The sequence below is a fragment of the Collinsella sp. TM04-29 genome (assembly GCF_003466565.1).
Lineage (GTDB): Bacteria > Actinomycetota > Coriobacteriia > Coriobacteriales > Coriobacteriaceae > Collinsella.
Genome location: NZ_QSPW01000004.1, coordinates 153,868 through 176,213 on the forward strand (window position 1 = coordinate 153,868; position 22,346 = coordinate 176,213).

Genomic DNA, 22,346 nt, shown 5'->3' on the forward strand with positions numbered 1-22,346 from the left:
TGGTTGCTTCGCGCACCGCTCAGGCAATGCACGAAAAGCTGCGTGCCCTTTCGACGTATACCCATGATGCTACCCCGAAGCAGAAAAAAGAGTCGCTGTTTCCAGCGACTCCCCTTCAGTTGTCTGTCCCACGGACTTACTGTTCGCTCTTCGCGAGTGCCTGATCGATCAGTTTGTTGAGCGCCTCGCGCTGCTCAGCGGAGTTGATGCCGCCCATGATCGGCTCTCCCACAATGTTACCGTTCTGGTCGATCACGTAGGTGGTCGGGAACGAGTACAGGTTGGAGGTGAACTTTCCGGCCTCGCTGTCCGACTTAAACCAGATGTTCTTATACGTTACGCCCTTCTTGGAAAGCACGTCCTTGGCATCGGCCACCTCGTCTTTGTTGCCATCGAGCGTAAAGGAATTAACGCCCACGACCTGGCCGCCCTTCTCGACAAGCTCCTTGTTGAGCTTCTCCAGATCGCCCAGCTCTCCCACGCACGGCTTGCAGGTGGTAAACCAGAAGTTCATGACGGTGACCTTGTTCTTGGAGAACAGCTCGTCGCTGTTTACATCGTTGCCGTCCAAGTCCTTGCCCTTAAAGCTGGGGAACTTCGTCTCCCCGCTCTCGCCGTTGGTCATGCCCGCGGTCGAGGCATCAACACTCTCCCCCTCGCCGGGCGTGCTGCCACATCCGGGGAACTCCTTCTCCAGCGCCATGAGCTTGTCCTCGATCTCCTTGACCTGCTGCGCGCCGGCCTTAAGCGTCTTAAGCTCGTCAGCCGCAAACTGATCCTTGGCGCCCTCGATGGTATCGAGCAAGAAGTCACCGTAGTTCTTGCCGTCCTCAATCATGGGAGTGTCTTTGTTGGCCGCAAGGAACACCTTTTCCCATAGGGCGTTATCGCTCGCAAAGATCTCGTTTTCCTTTTGCAGCAGCTGCTGGTACAGCTCGGCCGCCTCCTCGGCGCTCGACGGCTTTTGTGCCACAAGCTCGGCAATCTGCGCATCGCCGCTCGTAGCACCCTTCGCGTCGCCCTTGGGGGCAGAGCACGCCGCGAGAGTCAGCGCCAGCACGGGCAGCATCAACAGAGCCGCAATTTTTGACAGTTTCATGGTTCCTCCGTTTATATCGAAACTTATATAGGTACCTATTTGTTTTCGCAGGCTTGCGTGGACTGCGCGGGTTTGTCGCCCGTCACACCCAGCCCATAGCGAAAGCTAATAGCATCGACGGGGCACGCGCCCACGCATTTGCCGCAACGAATGCACTCGGCATGGTTGGGCGTACGCGTAACGTCCACGTCCATTTGACACACCTTGGCGCACTTGCCGCACGAGACGCATTTGCACTGGTCAACCTGGATCCCCAGCAAAGACACCTTGTTCATGAGTGCATAAAACGCACCGAGGGGGCAAATCCATTTACAGAAGGGGCGGTAGAACAGCACGCTCAGCACCGCAACCGCAATGAGGATCGCGAGCTTCCAGGTAAAGAGCTTTCCCAGCGCGGAGCGGATTCCCACGTTCATGATGGACAGCGGAATCGCGCCCTCGAGCACGCCTTGCGGACAGATGTACTTGCAAAAGAACGGGTCGCCCATGCCCACATCGTTGACTACCAGAACGGGCAGCAGCACCACGGCAAACAGCAGCACGGCGTACTTGATGTACGTGAGCGGCTTGAGCTTTTTCGTCGAGAGCTTTTTGCCGGGAATCTTATGCAGAAGCTCTTGCAGCCATCCAAACGGGCATAAAAAGCCGCATACAAAACGCCCCAGCAGCACGCCGATCAGAATGAGTGTTCCGGTGACGTAATACGAAAAGCTGAACTTAGACGAGCCCACCACCGACTGAAACGACCCGATGGGGCACGCACCCGAGGCCGCCGGACACGAGTAGCAGTTGAGCCCCGGCACGCAGACGGCTTTGCCCGCCCCCTGGTAGATGCCTCCCTTGGCAAAGTTAGGCAGGTGAATATTGGTCGCAAGCGTTGCCGCCGCCTGAATCAATCCGCGAAATCTCGCCAAAAGATGCGATACGGTATTTTTTCTTTTAACCAATTCCGATACACTCCAAGCACAGCCTGATTGCCTTGGCCAGCACGGCATCTGCCTCGCCGCGCATAATGCCAAAGCCAACCATGGCTACCCCAACGATCAGCAAAGCCACCTGCGCCACAGGCTTAATCGCTTTGAACAATCTGACCACTCCTTTCGTTTCGCGACCCATTGGACCATACCGACTATAAAATCCGTGTTAAGCGTGAATGACTATGCAAGGAGAACGTTATGCGCATCTTGGTCGTCGAGGACGAGCGGGCGCTGTGCGATGCGATCGCACGCAGCCTGCGCAACTTGGCCTATAGCGTCGACTGCTGCTACGACGGGCAGCAGGCCCTCGATCTGCTCGATGTCGAGACCTTTGATCTTGTCGTGCTCGACCTCAATCTCCCCCATGTCGACGGCATGACCGTGCTCAGGCAACTCAGGACAACTGATTGTGAGACCAAGGTGCTTGTGCTCTCGGCACGTGGCGAGGTCTCCGACAAGGTAGCGGGGCTCGATGCGGGCGCCAACGACTACCTCACCAAGCCGTTCCATCTTGACGAGCTGGCGGCACGCATACGCAGTCTCACGCTCAGGCGCTTTACGCAAAACGACGTTGTTCTAGCCTGTGGATTGTTGAGCTTTGACACCAAGGCGCGCCTCGCCTCCGTGGGCGGCGAGACCCTATCCCTCACGCGCAAGGAGACCGGCATCTTGGAATACCTGATGCTTAACCAGGGGCGGCCGGTGAGCCAGGAAGAGCTTATCGAGCATGTATGGGACAGCAGCGTCAACAGCTTTAGCAACGCAACCCGCGTTCATATCTCGTCGCTCCGCAAAAAGCTACGCAGCGCTTTGGGATACGACCCGATTCGCAATCGGATTGGAGAGGGCTACGTTATGGAGGATGGAGAATGAAAGGGCTTTCGCTGCAATGGCGCATAACGATTATGACGGCACTGCTGACGTGTGCGGCATGCGTACTGACGAACTGCTTGGTCGGCTATACGGGCATGCGCTACATGGATGCCATCGGCAGCGACATCTCGGCCTTTAACGCAACCGGCGAAGATTCGCTCCAGGCGTTCGACCCAACGAAAGCGGCCCTCGATGACAAGGTCACAATCGTCGTAAATGACGCACAGGAGTCTTTTGGCACGACAGCCTGGTACATCACGGCTGGAGTCACACTCCTTGGCGGCGCGCTGGCATACTTTGTGAGCGGCCGTGCACTCAAACCGCTACGGGCTTTTGCAGCTCAGGTTGAGCGTGTGCAGCCTGACAACCTAAGCGAAATCAGACTCAATGAAGATGTGCCCACCGAGCTACAACGATGCAGCGCCTCTTTCAACGACATGATCGCTCGTCTTGGCGAAGGGTTCTCTGCACAGCGTCAGTTTACCGGCAACGCCGCACACGAGCTTCGCACCCCGCTCGCCCTTATGCAAGCACAGATTGAACTATTCATCTCCGAGCACTCCGGTTTGCAACCCGAAACAGCCGAGCTGCTCGGCCTGCTACAAGAACAAACTGAGCGGATGTCGCGGATGACCAAGGTGTTGCTCGAGATGAGTGAGCTCCGCAGCGTTCCTTGCGAGGACGATGTTGAACTTGGTCCCTTGTCCGAAGAGGTCCTCACCGACCTTGCGCCACTTGCCGAAAATAAGGGCGTAGCCCTCAATTGTGCTGGAGACGCTTTAGTAATCGGGAGCGACACGCTCCTCTATCGGCTGGTGTTTAACCTGGTCGAAAATGCCATCCGTTACAGCCGCCCCGGCTCGACTGTCAACGTCTCCATCTGCGACAACAACAGCCGCGTGTTCCTGCGAGTCGAGGACCAGGGCCCGGGAATACCCAAGCAGTACCACGAGAGCATCTTCCAACCGTTCTTTCGCCTGGATAAATCCCGCAGCAGGGCATACGGCGGCGCAGGACTCGGACTCGCGCTCGTTTGGGAGATTGCAGCGCTTCACGGTGGCGCTGTAGAGGTCGAAGCAAGTTCCGAGAACGGGACCACTATGCTCGCAAGCCTTCCAAAACGATCCGCAGCATTAACCGAACAGTAAAACGAAAGGGGTCCCGCACACGTTTGCGCGGGACCCCCTCCCTGTCAATGCAATTCGCCCAAAAGAGTAGAAGCCTACTCCCACTCCACCGTGCCGACGGGCTTCGGCGTGAGGTCGTAGCACACGCGGCAGATGCCGGGAACCTCGGCGGTGACGCGGGCGGTAATGCGCTTGAGCAACGCCCAGTCGAGCTCAGGCACCTCGGCGGTCATGACATCGACGGTGTTGATGCAGCGGATGATACAGGGCCAATCGTAGGCGCGCTTGCCCTCGCGCACGCCGGTGGCGCGGAAGTCGGGCACGACGGCAAAATACTGCCAGATGGTCAGACCCGCCTTGTCGATCTCCTCGCGCACGATCGCGTCGGCTTCGCGCAGCGCCTCAAGACGGTCGCGGGTGATGGCACCAAGGCAGCGGACGCCCAGGCCGGGACCGGGGAACGGCTGGCGCTCGACCATGTTCTCGGGCAGGCCGAGCTCGCGACCCACGACGCGGACCTCGTCCTTGTACAGCAGTTTGACGGGCTCGCAGAGCTCAAACTGCAGATCCTCGGGCAGACCGCCCACGTTGTGGTGAGCCTTCACGCCGTCTTGGGACTCAAGAATGTCGGGATAGATGGTGCCCTGGGCGAGGAAACTGACCTCGTCGCCAACCTTGCGGGCCTCCTCCTCGAACACGCGGATAAACTCGGCACCGATGATCTTGCGCTTGGCCTCGGGCTCCTCGACGTCCACGAGCTTATCCAGGAAGCGATCGGTCGCGTCCACATAGACCAGGTTAGCGTCCATCTGGTTCTTGAAGACGTCGATGACCTGTTCGCTCTCACCCTTGCGCATCAGGCCGTGGTTCACATGCACGCAAATGAGCTGCTTGCCGATGGCCTTGATGAGCAGGGCCGCGACAACCGAACTGTCGACGCCGCCGGAAAGAGCCAGCAGGACCTTCTTGTCGCCGATCTGCTCGCGGATTGCAGCGACCTGCTCATCGATGAACACCTGGGCAAGTTCGGGAGTGGTGATACGCACCATGTCGTCGGGACGCTTGTTGGGATCCATGCAGAGCTCCTTCTCGGTTCGATGGAAATGCGCCGCGCGTATGCAGACGCACCGTCATATGACCTCATTATATGCAGAACGAGATACGTTTCCCATCGCTGCGACAGAGCTTTTTGCAGGGGCGGCAGTTTTTCTATATCCCAAGGTCAGCTAGACTTCGGTAGCCACCTTGGGAGCATCGCCAATAGACTCTTCCTTTATACGTTCGGCACAATCGTAGGCGATACCCACAAATTCCAGTCCCGAGCAACAAGAGTACAATTGCTGCTAGTGTTGCCAGCTGTTGGGAGATGGAAGATGGACTGCGATGGCTACCCATGCGTTCCCATGCCGTTGATGTGCACCGCCTTTGTGCCGGGGCAGATTGACGCTGCGGTTGCAGGCATTTCCGACCCCGATTCACGCGCCATCGCCACGGCAGAAGCGCTGTACTTTCGCGGACAGGCCGCACTCGCCGCCAAGACGGCGCACCCCTATCTTGACGTCACCGATCCCGCGCTGCGCTATTCCGCATGCTTTATCTGCGGATACGCCAGTCTGTCGCTCAACCGTATCGCCGACGCCCGCCGGTGCCTTGCGGGCATCCTCGATACGCCGGCCGACGAGGAATCGCCCGCCGTCCACGCCACGCATATCCTGTTCGCCTCGGCCGCGAGCGTCCTGCTGCACTTGCCTTCCCCGTATTCTGCCGAAGAGTTTTATCCACTTGCGGCGCACCTACCCGAAGGCCTGCGACTGTTCGCCAGCTACGTGATGGCGCACGCCTTGTATCTGCGCGGCGAATACGGCCGCAGCCTGGGCATGGCGGAAAACGCCCTAATTATGAAACAGGGAAGCTATCCCATCTCGGAACTGTTCCTGCACCTGGCAGCTTCCATGGCATGCATGAGCCTCAAGGACATCGACGCCGCAAAAGCGCATTTTGGAGCCGCTTGGGACATTGCGCGCCCCGACGGCCTTATCGAGCTCATTGGCGAGCACCACGGCCTTTTGCAGGGGCTCATCGAGGCATGCCTAAAAACGCAATACCCTGACGACTTCGCACGCATCATCGAGATCACGTACCGCTTCAGCTACGGCTGGCGGCGCATCCACAACCCCGATTCGGGCGAGGACGTTGCCGACGATTTAACGACCACAGAGTTCACCATGGCCATGCTCGCCTGCCGCGGATGGACCAACGCTGAAATCGCACGCCATATGGGAGTATCGCCGGGCACCGTCAAAAACCGCCTATCCGGCGTATACGCAAAGCTTGGCATCGGCACACGCGCCGAGCTGGTCGCGCACATGTTGCGTTAGCGACCGGGCTGCCAAGCGCATCGAACGCGTTCCGGAACCCGGCGCTTCGCTCGATCAATTTGGACATTTTGACCCTTGAACGGCACTACCGCCACGAAGCGTCTTCTCGCAAAATTGGATTATTTCCACCGATATTTGCGGGATGGGAGCCCAAGATGCTTGATCGCCGTTCGTTACTTGTTGCCGGAGCGTCCTCACTAGCGAGCATCATGTTGCCTCGCGTGCCGGGAAGCGAAAATGCCTTCCTGCTGCCGTTCGCGCCCACCGCGGCCTATGCCGACGAAAAAGACCCCTTCAGGGTGCTCGTTCTCTCGCGCACCATGTTTGGTGTGGTCGTGGTCGACGTCGCCAACAAGAATATGCCCATCAAGGGAGCGCAGGTCACGCTCACGTCGCGCTACGCCGCAAGCAAGCAGCTCGCCGCCACGACCGATGACGAAGGCACCGCCATCTTTGAGATTGCCTCGCTTTCGGAAGGCTACGTAGACGAGGCAAAGCTCCTTGACGCGTACGACTTTAACGGCGGCATCTCCATTAGCATGGCGGGCTACCGCGATGTCGAGATTCCCCTTGCGCGTATCCAGGGCGGCACCGCCATAACCGCGCCCACGCGTCCGCTTTCCGACGGCGAGCCGTACTTCCGCCAGCTCACATTCGACGAATGGGACATCCAGTACGCTGAAGCCACGTTCATGGCATTGCCGAAGGACGACACGGCAAACGAGCAGCCCGATACGCACGCATTTACCGTGCAGGCTCATCTGCCGCAGGGCGGGCAGGCAACATTGCATATCAATAAAGTGATGCCCGCTGCGGGCAGCTCAACCGAAACCGTCACGCAGATTGGTCAGATCAAGGCCAGCGCATCGAGCGCGGATAATCTGGCGACGTTCACACTCGAAGACAAGTTCCTCGATGCAGCGTCGAGCCTTCTGGAAGAAGGATGCAAGCTGCGCTTTGTCCTCGACTACCAGGACAAAACCTACACGCTCTCCTCCCCCATGGCCGTTGTTACCGCGCCGGCGGCAAAGGCGGAATCCGGATCGACCACTATCGTCCCCACCACTATGGACCAAGAGATCACTCCGTTTGATTTCCCCGCATCGTTTCCCGGCATCGGTGGTAATAAGTTCACGTGCTGGATGCCCTCGTTCCCCATTCTGTTCGATTTCTCGTTTGCCGGGTACGTACTGTTTGGCGGAGGATACAAACCAGCCAGCTATATGAACGATTCGGGCAACCCTGATCCGGAATACTGGAAGAAATCGCCGCGTGAGTCGGGCGCCAAGCAGGCAAACCGCTACCTCGACGAGATGGAGGGGAAGTGGAATCAGTACAAGAGTATGAGTGCCGGTTCGGGCACCGATCCAAGAAACACCAAGCTCCTTCGCCACCATTGCACGCCGCTGTTCACGATGGATATCGCCACACAGCTGTACGGCTCGCTCGCCTACGATTGGGTGGGCAAAACCTGGGGTAACAACAACGACCCTGCATACGGCAATATTAAGGCCCTCTTCCAGGTAAGAACTGACCTCAATTGGACCGAGCAGTTTACCCTAGGACCGGTGCCATTTTTCCTAAACGTCAACCCTTGGGTGCTGGCGAAGCTGGCGCTCGCTGTGGGTGCCCACACGCACGGCAGCGGCGCGGCGTTTTTCAAGAACATTTCGCTCGACTATTCCAACACGTCGGGCTCGTTCACCATCCAGATCGGACTTGCCGTCACCTTTGGAGCCGGCGTTGCAGGCGTCGCTTCGTCTGCCGTGCGCGGTGCCGCATCCCTCACGCTGTTCATTGGGTACGAGAAGGCAGATGGACACCAGCTTCCGCGGCTGCGCGTGGGTGCAGACGTCGATGTCGATGTGATACTCCAGTTCGTAATGTTCAAGTGGACCACCAAGGCTTGGTCGGGGTCGTGGCCCACACTCATCGATTCGTGGAATATGTCGGTGAACAATGACGACCGGTATGTGCCCCAACGCTCTGAGCTGGCATTGGGTGGAGATACGCCTTACACGCTGGATGCCTGCTTCGGCACGCCCGGCAACACCGAGGCAGGTGGTGTGCCGCAGTTTATCGCGTCGGCCACCATCGTCACCAATTCCGAGCTGCTCGCACGCGCCGAGGTTGCAGCCGCCGCGATAAACGTCGCGCCTGTCGTGCGCGATTGGGATCAAGCGGTCACGCGCATTGAGCTCGAGGCGGATGCAGAAAGCGACGACACGGGACAGGTTGAGCATTTCGTCCACGCACTGATGGAAAACGACGAAAACGCCGCGCCGATGTATGAGTACACCTACATCGGTCAGTCAACGAACGCCGTTGCGGACCCGAACGCCAATTCTGCCGGCGTGTCGGAGGACGAGCGTGGCGGCATAAAACCCTCGAGCGACAACGTGCTGTTTTCCGGCGTGCTCAGCGAAGCCCACATGAAGCTAACGATGATTGCCGGCGTAGAATGCCTGTTCCGTATCGCCTCGGTGCGCTACGGCGACAATGGCCGCTCGCGCCTGGTGGTGCACACAAAGGCAAACGGCACGTGGTCCGCTCCCACGCCCGTGGACTTTCCCCTTGGGTTTGGCGAGGGCGACGTGGAGCGCGACGGCATATTCGATTACGACTTCGACGTGGTGGAATATACGGACGGAAGAGGAAACCAGGACGCCTACGTGCTGCTGGTCTCGGGCGAGCGCCCCGCCGGCGACAACACCCTTTTCGATACGGCAAGCACAGCCGGCATACTGTCCGTTGTGCGCCTGCGCATAAGTAATGACGAGATCCGCGTGGTGTCGCATACGTCATGGCGCAGCATCTCGCGCGGCCGCCTGCAAGAGGATGGCTACCATTGCCTGCAGTGCCCGCGCATCACGGCAGGCAAGACGCTGGTCGACGGACGCCTGTCGGGTGCCTACCTCCACCGCCGCGGAACCACCGCAGAGAAGGCGCTCGGCAGCGAGGCCGAGGTTGCGCTGGAATGCTTTACCCTGTGGTCGGATGATTTGGGCGACAGCCTGACGTTCCGCCAAGTTCTTCGCTTTCCGCAGGCACCGTCGAGTATCGAGCTGAGCGAGCCCGAGAATATCAACGGCAAAATGGTGGTGCCCGTTGCGTACGAGACCGCAGACGGTTGCGGCTGCGCATCGTACGCCGTGATCGGCCAGTCCATTGCGGGCTGGGGCGTTATGCCACCAGACGCCACGGTGCCCCATGCGGTGCCGTGGCCACAACATTCGGGCTTTTTGGCCACCGTCAACGAGCAGCTGCAGCATATTACTTGGACGCGAGGCGCATCGGCATTTGCAACGCAGCCCGTGGGTGCCGCAGGCTGTGGCCCGGCATCGTTTAGCGTAAGCAACAACGGCAGGTGCGCGCTCTATGTAGAGAACACCGATGGCAAGGTGGGGCAAACCTACGACGAAGAAGGCAACCCGGTAGCAGTGATGGGCAAGCACTTCCGCATCTTCGCCAGCACCTTGGCAGGCGATCTGTTCACGGAGCCGTTCGTGATGTGCGAGCTGGACCATCCCGTCGATCAGATAACGACATTTTTGACGTCGGGAGGCATGCTCTCCGCGCTCGCCACGCACATTGTGAGCGCGGAGAAGAGCGAGGCAGAGCTGCACGGCATCGAAGTGCCTCTGGTGGCGTGTGCCACTCCGACGGGCGCGGTCGCTACCTCGGGCGCGGTGGTGCCCGGAGCAGCAGGCGAATCCTTCATGGTCACGGTGCGAAACGACGGCAACACTTTGCTGACTGCCGGCACAATCGATCTGTACCGAGAGGGCTCCAGCCAGCCGTTCTCCAGCGCATCCATCGGATTCGGAGCGAACGCACGCATGGCTTCGATCTACGATCCAGAGCTTGCCGAAGACGCTTCGGCCAACGACATGACACACGTAAAGTACGCGCTCGAGACGCTGGGCGCACGTTTTGCAACGCACCCGCTGGTAGCCGACAACGGCAACGCCGTGCTGGCACCGGGTTGCACGGCACAGTTCCGCATGAGCTTCGCCATCCCCGAGAGTTGGAGCGACGAAGTGGGCAAACGCGTCACGCTGTATGCGAAGGCGCGTAATCTGGTGGCGCTCAATCCCGTAACGCTCGAGGAGATCCGACCGGGCGCAAACTCGGCGCTGAGTGCCGTTCTGCACGAGCTTCATGTGCCCGACGCGGCATGCGAACGCTCAGAAGTGCAGGTCGGCGTATGCGACAGCGCGGATACGACAGGACTTCACGACGCCCCGATGACAGCAGACGGCGATGGTGGCTCGAGTGGCAGCGGTACTGACGAGGGCGGCGGCTCCGGCGGAAGCAGCTCCGGCAGCGGCAAGAACCACGGCAATAACAAGCGCTCCGGAAAAGCGGGCGCGCTTGCGGGCACGGGCGATGTCAACGCTCCCCTTACGGCAGCCGCTGCAGCACTCGCCGCGGCAGGCGCGGGCCTCATCGCCTACAGCGCCCGCCGCACGGCGCTCGAAAAAGACACCGCCAATGAGGTCAATTCGGATAAGTCTCGCTAGCTCCTAGTTATTTTTGTGAGAGACGCCGGCTCGGCTCATCGAGCACCAAAAAGGACTGGCCCCGATAACTCGGAGCCAGCCCTGAGTCGCCTGACGTAAGAATCGCGGCGTTACTTGAGCTTCAGCGCCTCCATCATGGGCACGGCGGCGTCCCAATCGATCTTCCAGCCAATCGACACGCGGACGGTTTCACCCGTTGCGGGAGCCGTCGCAAACAGTGTATGGCCGTTGTCGGGACCGGTAAAGCGCAGCCACGTTATGCCGTTGTACTCGACCTGGTCGGTTGTTGTCTCCTTACCTTCGTAGACCTGCTCTAGGCTTGCAACCTCTTCCTCCGGCGAGCGTAGGAAGATGCTGATGTTCAGGCGTCCTCCAGTCTCGTCGTGGAAGAAGTTTGCCTTTTCGTGCTCTTCGTCGGACGAATCCAGCGTGTACCCATCGGCGGCCTCGATGCTGTACGATGCGCAGTCGATGCCCGTTAAATCTGCCTTCTCGCCAGAATCGGCCACGCCGCCGGCCGCCTTGAACTCCTTGGTCTCGCATCCCGTGGTGTCAAAGTGCATGGCCTCATGATTCTTGGCGGGGGCGTAAGCGTCTACGAACTCGACAGTGATGGGCCCGTAGTACGCCGTCTTGGGCACCCAGAAATACACGTACTCAACGGTCTCGCCCGGGCCGATATCTGGCCTCTTGGAAAGATCGATGCCCTCGTGAAGCTCATCGGGAGCCTCACTTGCAACGTAGTCGAGCACGGCCGCCTTGCCGGAAGTAAACAACGGGTCGCCTGCCTCAAGATCGCCCTGGGCAGCATGCACGTTAAAGGAACTGAACGTCCTGTTCTTTGTGTTGTTGTTGGTAATCTTGATGTGCAGGTAAAAGCCGTCCTGCTTCTTGGCATCACCGCGATAGAACGTACCGTGAGCCACCGACTCATAGGTAATGCCTGCCACCTCGACCGTCTGCGACTCATAGGCCTTGGGCTTCTCGGCCTTCTCCTGCACAGGTGCGCTCCCGCCCGAGCCACTCGGCGCATTACCGCCGCAGCCGGCCACCGTACATGCCAGCACGGCCGAAAGCGTCACGGTGGGAATTCCTAACAGCAGCTTCTTCGTCATGGGCTTCATCATCCTCACCGCTCCTTTCGGCTTGCAGCTCATCCGTTGCCCGAGTCCCAAGTCGACCCCGTGGCATCGGCTTCCACTATGAGCGTATGACGAAACACGACGCCGGCGAAGTGACCCACGGCCCAAATAACGACCCGCCAGCGTTCCTTATGGGCCAAAGGGACTCGCACACGCACGCCCGTGGCCCATAAAACGAGACGCTTGTCCCAATGTTCGATTCGGAACAACAATCCGCACGACACGTTTTACCCGTTAATCCGAACGCGCGTTCGATGGATTTCGTGTTGGGTGGAATCGCCCAAGGGCCGGGCTATGCTACCTTGACTATCTATATGACTTAAACGCAGCAAAGGAGCACCGAGAGAGCGAGTATGGCAAAAAACACCGCAAACTATGGTAACGACAGTATCCGCCAGCTCAAGGACGAGGAGCGCGTACGACTGCGCCCCGCCGTCATCTTTGGCTCGGACGGACTCGACGGTTGCGCGCATGCCGCCTTCGAGATCCTGTCCAACGCCGTTGACGAGGCACGCCAGGGCTACGGCAAGCTCATCATCCTTACCGCCTTTCGCGATGGCTCCATTCAGGTAGAGGACAACGGCCGCGGCTGCCCACTCGACTGGAACCCTTCCGAGAAGCGCTTTAACTGGGAGCTCGTCTTTTGCGAGCTCTACGCCGGTGGCAAGTACAACAACAACCAGGGCGGCGACTACGACTTCTCGCTCGGCACCAACGGCCTGGGCTCGTGCGCGACCCAGTACGCTTCCGAGTACATGGACGTCACCGTTTGGCGCGACGGTAACAAGTACTCTCTGCACTTTAAGAAAGGCAAGGTCGTCGGCGCCAAAAAGAAGGCGCTCGAGATCGAGCCCAGCGATGAGGACCGTACCGGCACCACCATCAAGTGGCGCCCCGATCTTGAGGTCTTTACCTCGATCAGCATTCCCCACGACTGGTATCGCGAGACCATGCGCCGCCAGGCCGTGGTCAACGCCAACGTGACCTTCCGCCTGCGCATCGAGGGCGACAACGGCGAGTTTTCCGAAGAGGATTTTTGCTACCCCAAGGGTATCGAGGACTACGTGCTCGAGAAGGTCGGTACCGACTACCTTACCGAACCCTTCTTTATCGAGGCCGACCGCCGCGGTCGCGATCGCGAGGACCTGCCCGACTACAACGTAAAGATCACCGCGTGCATGTGCTTCTCGCGCACCTTCATGATGCAGGAGTATTACCACAACTCATCGTGGCTCGAGAACGGCGGCTCGCCCGAGAAGGCCGCGCGCAGCGCTCTGACCAGCGCCATCGATGCCTATATTAAGCAACAGGGCAAGTACAACAAAAACGAGACCGGCATTAAGTGGCAAGACGTCCAGGACTGCCTGGTACTGGTGACCAACTGCTTCTCCACCCAGACGTCCTACGAAAACCAGACCAAGAAGGCTATCAATAACCGCTTTATCCAGCAGGCCATGACCGCCTTCTTTAAGGAGCGCCTCTCGACCTACTTGATCGAGAACAAAGACGCTGCCAACAAGATCGTGGAGCAGGTGCTCATCAACAAGCGCTCGCGTGAGAACGCCGAAAAGACTCGCCAGAGCATTAAGACCAACCTGCAGCAGAAGACCGACATGGCCAACCGCGTGCAGAAGTTCATCGACTGCCGCTCCAAGGACAAAAACCGTCGCGAGATCTACATCGTAGAGGGCGACTCGGCAGCAGGCGCCATTCGCACCTCGCGCGATGCCGAGTTCCAAGGCGTTATGCCCGTCCGAGGCAAGATCCTCAACTGCCTGAAGGAGGACTACCCGCGCATCTTTAAGTCCGACATCATCATGGACCTCATGCGCGTACTGGGCTGCGGCGTAGAGATCAAGGACAAGCGCATCAAGAACCTCGGTGCCTTTGACCTGGACAACCTCAACTGGAACAAAGTCATCATCTGTACGGACGCCGACGTCGACGGCTATCACATTCGCACGCTCGTGCTCACCATGCTCTACCGTCTGGTGCCCACACTTATCGACGAAGGCTACGTGTATATCGCCGAGTCGCCGCTCTACGAGATCAACTGCAAAGAGAAGACCTACTTTGCCTACACCGAGCTCGAGAAGAGCGGCATCCTCAAGGAGATCGGCGACCAGAAGTGTTCCATCAACCGCTCCAAGGGTCTTGGTGAGAACGATCCGGACATGATGTGGCTCACCACCATGAACCCCGAGACGCGTCGCCTGATTAAGGTGGAGCCCGAGGACGTCACCAAGATGGAAACCATGTTCAACCTGTTGCTGGGCAACGACGAGGCGGGCCGCAAGCGCCATATCTCGGAGCACGGCAAGGAATACCTGGACCAGTTGGACCTGCAGTAGCAGCAAATCGATAACGACGGCCCATAAGAAGTTCAAGAGGATATCGTGGCAAAGAAGAAGACGAAGAACCAGCCAAAGAAAAAACAGGTCAACGCCGAGAACGTCATCGGCCTGCACTCCGAGGTCACCGACCAGCCGATCACGCAGACGCTCGAGGTCAACTACATGCCCTACGCGATGAGCGTCAACGTGTCGCGCGCGTTCCCCGAAATCGACGGCTTTAAGCCCTCGCACCGCAAGCTGCTCTACACCATGTACAAGATGGGTCTGCTCAAGGGCGAGCGCCAGAAGAGCGCCAACATCGTGGGCCAGACCATGAAGCTCAACCCGCATGGCGATGCCGCGATCTACGAGACGATGGTGCGTCTGGCTACCGGCAACGAGGCGCTGCTCGCGCCGTTCGTTGAGTCGAAGGGCAACTTTGGCAAGTACTATTCGGGCGACCTGAGCTACGCCGCCTCGCGTTATACCGAGGCCAAGCTCTCCCCCATCAGCGCCGAGATCTTCAAGGACATCGACAAGGACCCGGTCGACTTCGTTGACAGCTACGACGGTGCCATGAAGGAGCCGCGTCTGCTGCCCACCACGTTCCCCAACATCCTTGTCTCGGCCAATAAGGGCATCGGCGTCGCCATGGCGTCCGACATCTGCGGTTTCAACCTCAACGAGGTCTGCACCGCCACGATGCACTACCTGAAGGACCCCGACTGCGACCTGCTCGAGTACATGCCCATGCCCGATTTCTCGACCGGCGGCGAGATTATCTACCGCCGCGAGGAGATGGAGAAGATCATCGAGACCGGTCTTGGCAGCTTCCAGATTCGCTCCCGCTGGCGCTGGATTCCCGAAGAGCGCATCATCGAGGTGTACGAGATTCCCTACACCACCAAGACCGATGTCATCATCGAGCGCATCGTCAAGCTCTCCAAGGAGGGCAAGGTCAAAGAGATCGCTGACATCCGCGACGAGACCGACCTCTCGGGCTTGCGCATCGCCATCGACCTTAAGCGCGGCGTCGACCCCGACAAGCTCATGGCGAAGCTCTATCGCTCGACCACGCTGCAGGATTCGTTCTCGTGCAACTTCAACGTACTGGTCGACGGCTATCCCCGCGTTATGGGTGTGCGCCAGATCTTGCACGAATGGGCCAAGTGGCGTATTGAGTCCACGCGCCGCCGCATTAGCTTTGACCTGGACAAAAAGTCCGAGCGTCTGCACCTTCTGCACGGCCTCGAGGCAATTCTGCTCGACATCGACAAGGCCATCGCCATCATCCGCGGCACTAAGCTCGAGGCAGAGGTTGTACCCAACCTTATGAAGGGTTTCGACATCGACGAGACCCAGGCCGAGTTTGTCGCCGAGCTCAAGCTCCGCAACATCAACGAGGAATACATCCTCAACCGCACCAAGGACATTGCCAAGCTCGAGGGCGAGATCGCCGAACTCGAGGAGATCCTCTCGAGCGAGGACAACATCAAGAAGGTCATCAGCGACGAGCTGGCCGCGGTTAACAAGAAGTACGTGATGCCGCGCCGCACGGGCAGGATCGAGCCCCATGAGGTCATCGAGGTAAGCCTGGAGCCCGAGGTCGAGGAGTACCCGGTCACCATCATGCTCTCGCGCGACGGCTACCTTAAGAAGATGACGGACCGCGTGCTCAAGAAGGCGACCACGCTCAAGTACAAGGACGGCGACAAACCCTTTATCGAGTTCCCGTCCTCCAACACGCACGAGCTGCTGGTCTTTACCAACAAGAGCCAGGTGTACAAGTGCAAGGTCGCGGCGTTTGAGGATACCAAGTCGGCCCAGCTGGGCTCGTACCTTCCGACCGATCTCGAGATGGAACCCGACGAGAGCGTCATCTGGGTCATCGACCCCGAGGACTACAAGGCCGACGTGCTGTTCGTCTTTGAGAACGGCCGCGTGGTGCGTGTCGCGCTTTCTGGATACGCTACCAAGACCAACCGCAAGCGCCTTAAGAACGCCATCTACGGCGGCAGCAAGCTGCTGTATGCGCAGGTGCTCAAGGAGGACCGCGACCTCGCGCTGGTCTCGAGCGACTACCGCCTGATGAACTTCAACACGTCGCTGCTCAAGACCAAGACGACCACCAACACGCAGGGCGTCCAGGCCTTTACGGCCAAGAAGGGCCGCTCGGTCACCACCGTCGGCACGACCGAGGAAATCCTTGGCGCCGGCGTCTCGGCCGAGAAGTTCACCGCGCAGAGCCTGCCCTCCGCCGGCGCCCTCATGAAGGAAAATGACATGCCGAGTTTGTTTGACTAGGATGACGGCAGAACCGCCATAAGCTCTCAAAACGGTGGGGCCCAGAGCACAGTAAATGCCGCGCTCCGGGCCCCATGCATTACAGCAGCATCATCCCTATAGACAAAATGCCGCATAAAGTGGAACAGACATAAGCCCATCATTCATTCCAAAGGGCTTCGTAGATAGCCTGATAAGGCGCACGCCCGGATGGGTCTTTTTAAGTGAGGAAAGGCTTCGAGATCTTGTGTTCTCCCCCGCCTTGACTTCAATCGCAGACAAGCATCCCTGCTTCTCTACTACAAAGTCGATTTCCGCACGATTATCTCGCGCCCAATAATGCAGCGGATAGCCCATGGCTGAAAGCTGTTGGGCAACGTAGTTTTCGGTAAGTGCACCCATGAATGTGCCGCCGATGCCGGCTAGAATATCGGCGCGTTGAGCACCGGCCTTGGAGACGAGCAGCCCTGTATCCGCCTGATAGATTTTAAAAGCAGAAGGGTTAACGAAGGCCTCTAAGGGGCTTTCGATCTGCCCGACTAGGCTGCAGCGCGCCACCGTACCCGACAATACAAGCCAATCGAGAGCATCTCCAAAGAGAGACGCATTGCCCCCCGCTCGCACTACCTTGTATTGAAATTTACGATTCTCTTTGGCAAGCTGCTGTGGAATGGAATCGAAGCACGCACGCGTCTTTGCGCTCAAGCGTTCATCAGCATATTTATTGGTGTCGGCGGAATATCCGTCGAGAATAATCCGATGCTTTTCGGCCACATCAATGATTGACTGATCATCGATGTACGTTTGGACCGCCTCGGGCATTCCGCCAACAACAAGATACTGTCGATAGAGCCCAAGTGCCTTTTCATGAAGGCTTGGCGCAAGAGGACCCATTATCTCGAATGATGAGCGTATCTCGTCGACCAGCTGATCGTGCCCCATCGCCCAGAGAAACTCCTCGAAATCGAGTGGAGTCATCTCAATCAAGTCGGTCTTTCCGACGGGGAACGAATACGACTGATGGTTAATGGCAACCCCAAGAAGCGACCCGGCAGCCGCAACGTAATACTCGGGAGCATCTTCGCAAAAGTATTTAAGGGAAGTGAGCGCTTCCTCGCATGCCTGGATCTCGTCAATGAACAGTAAGGTTTTGCCAGGCACGATACGCTGTCCCGTACGAGCCTCGATCGCACGTACGATCGAATGAGGGTCAAGACCGCCCGAAAAATCCGCTCGCGCCGACCGGTCGTTCTCAAGATTAACGTAGACAACCGATTCGAAAAGATCCTGGGCGTACGTTCTGAGCAAATAGGTCTTGCCACACTGGCGCACGCCTTTGACCAGCAAAGGTTTTCTATCAGCTCTGTCTCGCCATTCCCTAAGGAGCTCGTCTGCCTTGCGACGCATACGTAACCTTCCCTCATGAACTTCTATTTGACAATATTTTAACGCGGATTAATTTGTTTTCAGTTATTTTTCTGCGTTTAAAAATTGTTCTATACGGCACTTGGGGGAATTCGCCCCTATCTCTCGGTAAGGACAGCAAGCATTTCCACCAACACCGATTGCCATGCGCTCTTCTTGCCCTTAGGCGAGCTTGCGAGCGAGCTCTCGCACCTCTTCCAGCTTGGGCGAGGAGGCCATGCTGTCGCGCTCGGTCATACCGCTGATGGTGACAATGCCCTGGTCCTCCCACTTGCAGTATGCGCACGTGGACTTGTACATGGCGATCGCCGCATCATAGACGCCCTCGCTGTGGCTATCGAGCAAAAGGGCCGTCTTGGTGAACGGGAAGCCCGTAGCACCGAAGGCGTACAGGCGGTCGATGACAGCCTTCTCCTGCGCGGTGATATCGAACCAGTAGATAGGCGAGGCAAAGACGACCATATCTGCGTCTTTCAGCGACTCGATCACGTTGACCATGTCATCCTTCTGCACGCAGACGCCCTCATGAGCGAAGCAGTACTGGCATCCCAAGCAGCCGGCGATCTTCTTGCTGGCAACGCGGACGACCTCGACCGTATTGCCGCCCTCACGCGCGGTCTCGGCAAACGCCTCGACCATGGTGTCAGTATTGGCGCCCTTGCGCGGGCTGCCGCTCAATACAACGATTTTCATAAGAATCTCCCTTCTTCATGCCGCAGGCGCACGATGATTCGGGACAGGTTTTCGTTAGCACCCTCGTAGCGGTTCTCCGCCCCCCAAGCGATGTGTCCGCTACGAAACAATTGTCTTGTAATAAGCGCCGAAGTCTGCCAGCGAGTCCATGATGGGCATCATCTGGCGGCCGAGCTCGGTAAGGCCATACTCAACGCGGGGAGGATTCTCGCCATAGTCATGGCGAAAGACCAGCCCATCATCCTCCATCTGCCGCAGGCTGTCGGTAAGCACCTTCTGAGAGATCCCCTCCAGGTTGCGGCGCAACTCGTTGAAACGCCAAGGGCGTACGCGTAAGTTACGAATAATGAGCAGTTTCCACTTGCCGCCAATGAGCGCTACCGCCGTTGCGACCGGACACTCCGGAAGCTCCTCTTTCGCCATCATGGGAGACCCAACCTCCTTGACCATACCGGTTTCACAAAAAAGCACGCAGTTACAAATATGTGCGTACTCGTATTTGCATGCGCTTTCGCGTTGAATATATCTCACGCAGGAGATGCCTGCAAGGTAAATCAACCCCAAGAGAGGAACCATTATGGCTAATTATGCAAAGACCCACATCGGCAATGAGAGCCGCGTTGAGCTGCACGAGGTGCTCGGGCTTACCGGGGCAGAGGTGAGTATCAACAGTCTTCCCGCCGGCGCTGGCGTTCCGTTCGTCCATGCACACAAGGAAAACGAGGAGATCTATGGCGTGCTCGAGGGCGCAGGCTCGGTCACGATCGACGGTGAGGATATCGAGCTTGCGGCCGGCGACTGGCTGCGCATTTCCCCCGCTGCGCATCGTCAGTTCCGCGCCGCGTCCGACTCGGGGATCACATACGTCTGCATTCAGGTCAAGCAGGGATCCCTCGACGCCTTCACGGCCGACGACGCTATCATGTTCTAATTCGCGATTAATCCGCAAGGGGCCGATACCGCCCGCATACCTCCTTCGGAATAGGCACTGAGCAGCTCCTGGGCGTGGGCGAACTCGGGCCCTCGCCTCCAACCAAGTAGGCGGTTGACCGCGAGATTTCCCTGGACGTTGTGGACGAAGAGCAGATAGGCGTCCTCGCGCGAAAGCCCAGTCTCCTCCATGATCGAGGGAACCATCTGCTCGGCACCGCGCTCGACGACGCGCTGTGCCACCCGGGCGTACGCGTCGTCATCCGAGTAGAGCAGATAATAGTCATCGTTTGCCGGCGGACGCTGGCAGAGGGCATCCGCCTCCGATCCCTCGAGCGGGGGCACCGCCGCCAAGGCCTCGTCAATAAGTGCGTCGAGCAGCGCGAACTTGTCCTCGTAGTGCAGATAAAACGTGCCGCGGTTGATATCGGCGCGGCGGCAGATATCCGCTACCGTCATCTTCGCGAAGCCGACCTCGGCCAGCAGCGCGAAGAACGCCTCCCGTATGACCGAGAGCGTATAGCGTCGGCGACGATCGATCTTCCCCACTTCCATGGCCCCTCCAATTGCAGCGCTCAACAATATCCAGCAGCCGCTCGTTTATCGACAGCAGCTCGAAGCTGTTCATTGCTCTGATGCAAATCAACATTGATACTTTTTATAGACACCTGTTCATTGTAGTTGAAAGAGAGTATCAAGTGACTCTATACGAACAGCTCGTTATCGAACTCACCAACCGATCGTTTTCCCATCAGGCCGCCTACCGCGCCGGCGGCACACCATATGAGCTGAGCGACCGCGAACCAGAGCCCTACAACCAGCAAATCGAAACGTTTGCCCGCATGATCGAAGAAGCCGATTGCGTGCTGGTAGGCGGGGCTTCCGGACTCTCCGCGGCAGGCGGCGGCGACTTCTACTACGAGGACAACGCGACCTATCGCAGACATTTCGGCAAATTCGCCGAGCGCTACGGTTTCAGGGGCGCTTTTGAGGGGTCGTCTTACCGCTGGCCCACTGCCGAGGCGCGCTGGGGCTACCTTGCCACCTTCCTCGACACCACGCTCAACGCCCCGCTGCGCAAGCCCTACAAGGACCTCGACGCCATTCTCGCCGAGAAGGATTTCTTCGTGCTCACCACCAACCAGGACACGCAGTTTGTGAAGCTCTACCCTTGGGAGAAGGTGGCAGAGATCCAAGGCGACCACCGCTTCTTCCAGTGCTCCCGTTGCTGTACCGACGAGGTATGGGACGCCATCGAGCCGGTCTCTCGTATGGTAGAGGCCATGGGAGACGGCCTAGAGGTTCCGACAGAGCTCGTGCCACGCTGCCCGCACTGCGGGGCAGAGGCGTTCCCCTGGGTTCGCGGCTACGGCAACTTCCTGCAGGGCGAGCTCTACGAGGAGCAGTACCGCAAGATGTCCGACTGGCTCGACGCGCACGCGCGGCAGAGGATCCTCTTCCTCGAGCTGGGTGTGGGCCGCATGACGCCCGCGTTTATCCAGGAGCCGTTCTGGGCCCTCACGGCGCAGTTACCGCAGGCCAGCTACATCGCCGTAAACAACAAGACGCAGTTCCTCCCCCGCGCGATCGAGGATCGGGGGCTCGCCATTCGCGCCGATATCGCCGACGTGCTCGACGACGTGCGCAAGACGCTGGGGAGGTAGCGCATGGAGACGGCGAAAGCAGTTCGCATAGGCAGGACGCTAGCCGAGGCGGATCTTGTCATCATCGGCGCCAGCAACGGACTCGATATGGCGGAGGGGCTCAATCTCTTCTGCACCGATGCTCATTTTCGGGAGGCGTACGGAGACCTCGCCCAGGCCGACGGTATCGGCTGCATACTGCAGGGGCTGGCCTCCCCGGATGCAAACGTGCGACGCCGGTGGAGCGAGCGGTTCCATCAAAAGGAGTATGTCGAATATGAGCCCAGCCCGCTCATGAACGGGCTGCGGCGTCTTACGGAGCACGCCGACACCTTCGTGGTCACATGCAACATCGACGGGCACTTCGCGCGCGCCGGGTTCGACGAGGAGCGCGTGCTCGAGACTGAGGGGAGCACGCGCACGTCGGTTGACGAGCGGCGCCTCGCCCATCCAGACACCCTCGCCATGACCCAGCTCGACGAGCTCGCGCGTCTTGTGCAAGCCCATCGCAACGGCAGGGTCGCCATCCTCGAACTTGGCGTGGGACTGCACAACGGCGTCATAAAGCGCATGCTCGCCCAGATCGCGAACGCCTGCGAGCACGCCACCTACATCGTGTTCAACTACGGCCAGGCCATGGCGCCCGACGCTTCGTGCGAGACGATTCTCGTTGACGGCGATATGGCCCCGGCTTTCGAGGAGATCGCCCGATGCCACCCCTAGAAAGAGAAGCGCGTAGGCTTCGAAGCCTTATCGACGATGCCGACGCCATCATCGTCGGCATCGGCTCGGGCATGTCAAGCGCCGCCGGGTTCAACCATTACAACCGCGCAGGCATGGCGCGCGCCGGAATGACGGACTGGCAGCAAGCCTTTGGCTTCAAGAGCCTTTTCGACGGCTTCTACCACCTCTACCCCAGC

Annotated in this window: 18 protein-coding genes and 1 pseudogene; 10 read left to right on the forward strand and 9 right to left on the reverse strand. The window is 58.9% G+C overall.

Features of this window, described 5'->3' with window-relative positions; all coding sequences use genetic code 11:
- Nucleotides 1-136 precede the first annotated feature (136 nt).
- Genes DXD39_RS08475 through DXD39_RS08485 form a run of 3 tightly spaced genes read right to left on the reverse strand, consistent with a single transcriptional unit; the run spans nucleotide 137 to nucleotide 2,185 of the window.
- Complete coding sequence (locus DXD39_RS08475; RefSeq protein WP_117803801.1) at nucleotides 137-1,099, reverse strand: redoxin domain-containing protein; 963 nt, start codon at nucleotides 1,097-1,099, stop codon at nucleotides 137-139.
- 35 nt (nucleotides 1,100-1,134) lie between these two features.
- Complete coding sequence (locus tag DXD39_RS08480; RefSeq protein WP_199572161.1) at nucleotides 1,135-2,094, reverse strand: 4Fe-4S binding protein; 960 nt, start codon at nucleotides 2,092-2,094, stop codon at nucleotides 1,135-1,137.
- A complete protein-coding gene (locus DXD39_RS08485) occupies nucleotides 2,039-2,185 on the reverse strand; it encodes a CD1871A family CXXC motif-containing protein (RefSeq protein WP_197032826.1) in 147 nt (48 codons plus the stop codon). The genes DXD39_RS08480 and DXD39_RS08485 overlap by 56 nt, the downstream gene beginning before the upstream one ends.
- 89 nt (nucleotides 2,186-2,274) lie before the next feature.
- Here DXD39_RS08485 and DXD39_RS08490 point away from each other — a divergent pair, with 89 nt between their 5' ends.
- Both DXD39_RS08490 and DXD39_RS08495 read left to right on the forward strand, forming a co-directional pair.
- Nucleotides 2,275-2,949, forward strand: a complete 675-nt coding sequence (locus DXD39_RS08490) for a response regulator transcription factor (protein ID WP_117635849.1) — start codon at nucleotides 2,275-2,277, stop codon at nucleotides 2,947-2,949.
- Nucleotides 2,946-4,097, forward strand: a complete 1,152-nt coding sequence (locus DXD39_RS08495) for a cell wall metabolism sensor histidine kinase WalK (RefSeq protein WP_117803803.1) — start codon at nucleotides 2,946-2,948, stop codon at nucleotides 4,095-4,097. Before DXD39_RS08490 ends, DXD39_RS08495 begins: the two co-directional genes overlap by 4 nt.
- Nucleotides 4,098-4,171: 74 nt before the next feature.
- On the opposite strand, the gene guaA is transcribed toward DXD39_RS08495, so the two are convergent.
- Nucleotides 4,172-5,152: a glutamine-hydrolyzing GMP synthase gene (gene guaA / locus DXD39_RS08500; protein WP_117635851.1), complete on the reverse strand. Its 981-nt coding sequence runs from the start codon at nucleotides 5,150-5,152 to the stop codon at nucleotides 4,172-4,174.
- Between the two features lie 297 nt (nucleotides 5,153-5,449).
- Between guaA and DXD39_RS10255 the strand changes: the two genes are divergently transcribed.
- Nucleotides 5,450-6,454 carry a helix-turn-helix transcriptional regulator gene (locus tag DXD39_RS10255; RefSeq protein WP_199408678.1) on the forward strand — a complete coding sequence of 335 codons (1,005 nt, stop codon included), beginning with the start codon at nucleotides 5,450-5,452 and terminating at the stop codon, nucleotides 6,452-6,454.
- 155 nt (nucleotides 6,455-6,609) lie between these two features.
- Nucleotides 6,610-10,977, forward strand: coding sequence for an Ig-like domain-containing protein (locus tag DXD39_RS08510; RefSeq protein ID WP_147347918.1), 4,368 nt, complete (start codon nucleotides 6,610-6,612; stop codon nucleotides 10,975-10,977).
- A gap of 110 nt (nucleotides 10,978-11,087) precedes the next feature.
- Here DXD39_RS08510 and DXD39_RS08515 read toward each other — a convergent pair whose 3' ends face one another.
- The gene (locus DXD39_RS08515) at nucleotides 11,088-12,101 is read right to left on the reverse strand and encodes a hypothetical protein (RefSeq protein WP_158565506.1); all 1,014 of its coding nucleotides are present in this window, start codon (nucleotides 12,099-12,101) and stop codon (nucleotides 11,088-11,090) included.
- Between the two features lie 371 nt (nucleotides 12,102-12,472).
- On the opposite strand from DXD39_RS08515, the gene DXD39_RS08520 reads away from it, so the two are divergent.
- Nucleotides 12,473-14,470, forward strand: a complete 1,998-nt coding sequence (locus DXD39_RS08520) for a type IIA DNA topoisomerase subunit B (protein WP_117803806.1) — start codon at nucleotides 12,473-12,475, stop codon at nucleotides 14,468-14,470.
- A 45-nt stretch (nucleotides 14,471-14,515) separates the two neighbouring features.
- On the forward strand, nucleotides 14,516-16,756 hold the full coding sequence (locus tag DXD39_RS08525) for a DNA gyrase subunit A (RefSeq protein WP_117803807.1): 2,241 nt from the start codon (nucleotides 14,516-14,518) through the stop codon (nucleotides 16,754-16,756).
- A gap of 96 nt (nucleotides 16,757-16,852) precedes the next feature.
- On the opposite strand, the gene DXD39_RS08530 is transcribed toward DXD39_RS08525, so the two are convergent.
- From DXD39_RS08530 to DXD39_RS08540, 3 genes are all read right to left on the reverse strand, one after another.
- On the reverse strand, nucleotides 16,853-18,142 hold the full coding sequence (locus DXD39_RS08530; protein WP_089572817.1) for an ATP-binding protein: 1,290 nt from the start codon (nucleotides 18,140-18,142) through the stop codon (nucleotides 16,853-16,855).
- Nucleotides 18,143-18,322: 180 nt separating this feature from the next.
- Nucleotides 18,323-18,853, reverse strand: coding sequence for a flavodoxin family protein (locus DXD39_RS08535; protein WP_117803808.1), 531 nt, complete (start codon nucleotides 18,851-18,853; stop codon nucleotides 18,323-18,325).
- A 99-nt stretch (nucleotides 18,854-18,952) separates the two neighbouring features.
- Nucleotides 18,953-19,279 (reverse strand): helix-turn-helix domain-containing protein, encoded by a 327-nt coding sequence (locus DXD39_RS08540; protein WP_117803809.1) that lies wholly within the window; start codon nucleotides 19,277-19,279, stop codon nucleotides 18,953-18,955.
- A 151-nt stretch (nucleotides 19,280-19,430) separates the two neighbouring features.
- Between DXD39_RS08540 and DXD39_RS08545 the strand changes: the two genes are divergently transcribed.
- Nucleotides 19,431-19,784 (forward strand): cupin domain-containing protein, encoded by a 354-nt coding sequence (locus DXD39_RS08545; protein ID WP_117803810.1) that lies wholly within the window; start codon nucleotides 19,431-19,433, stop codon nucleotides 19,782-19,784.
- On the opposite strand, the gene DXD39_RS08550 is transcribed toward DXD39_RS08545, so the two are convergent.
- On the reverse strand, nucleotides 19,781-20,338 hold the full coding sequence (locus DXD39_RS08550) for a TetR/AcrR family transcriptional regulator (protein WP_117803811.1): 558 nt from the start codon (nucleotides 20,336-20,338) through the stop codon (nucleotides 19,781-19,783). The two genes, DXD39_RS08545 and DXD39_RS08550, sit on opposite strands and share 4 nt — an antisense overlap.
- A 143-nt stretch (nucleotides 20,339-20,481) precedes the next feature.
- Here DXD39_RS08550 and DXD39_RS08555 point away from each other — a divergent pair, with 143 nt between their 5' ends.
- The 3 genes and pseudogenes from DXD39_RS08555 to DXD39_RS08565 all read left to right on the forward strand — a co-directional run.
- Complete coding sequence (locus tag DXD39_RS08555) at nucleotides 20,482-21,447, forward strand: Sir2 silent information regulator family NAD-dependent deacetylase (RefSeq protein ID WP_199572163.1); 966 nt, start codon at nucleotides 20,482-20,484, stop codon at nucleotides 21,445-21,447.
- 3 nt (nucleotides 21,448-21,450) lie between these two features.
- The gene (locus DXD39_RS08560; protein ID WP_117803813.1) at nucleotides 21,451-22,149 is read left to right on the forward strand and encodes a hypothetical protein; all 699 of its coding nucleotides are present in this window, start codon (nucleotides 21,451-21,453) and stop codon (nucleotides 22,147-22,149) included.
- A pseudogene (locus DXD39_RS08565) lies at nucleotides 22,137-22,346 on the forward strand (hypothetical protein); the annotation flags it as partial. The gene DXD39_RS08560 and the pseudogene DXD39_RS08565, both read left to right, overlap by 13 nt.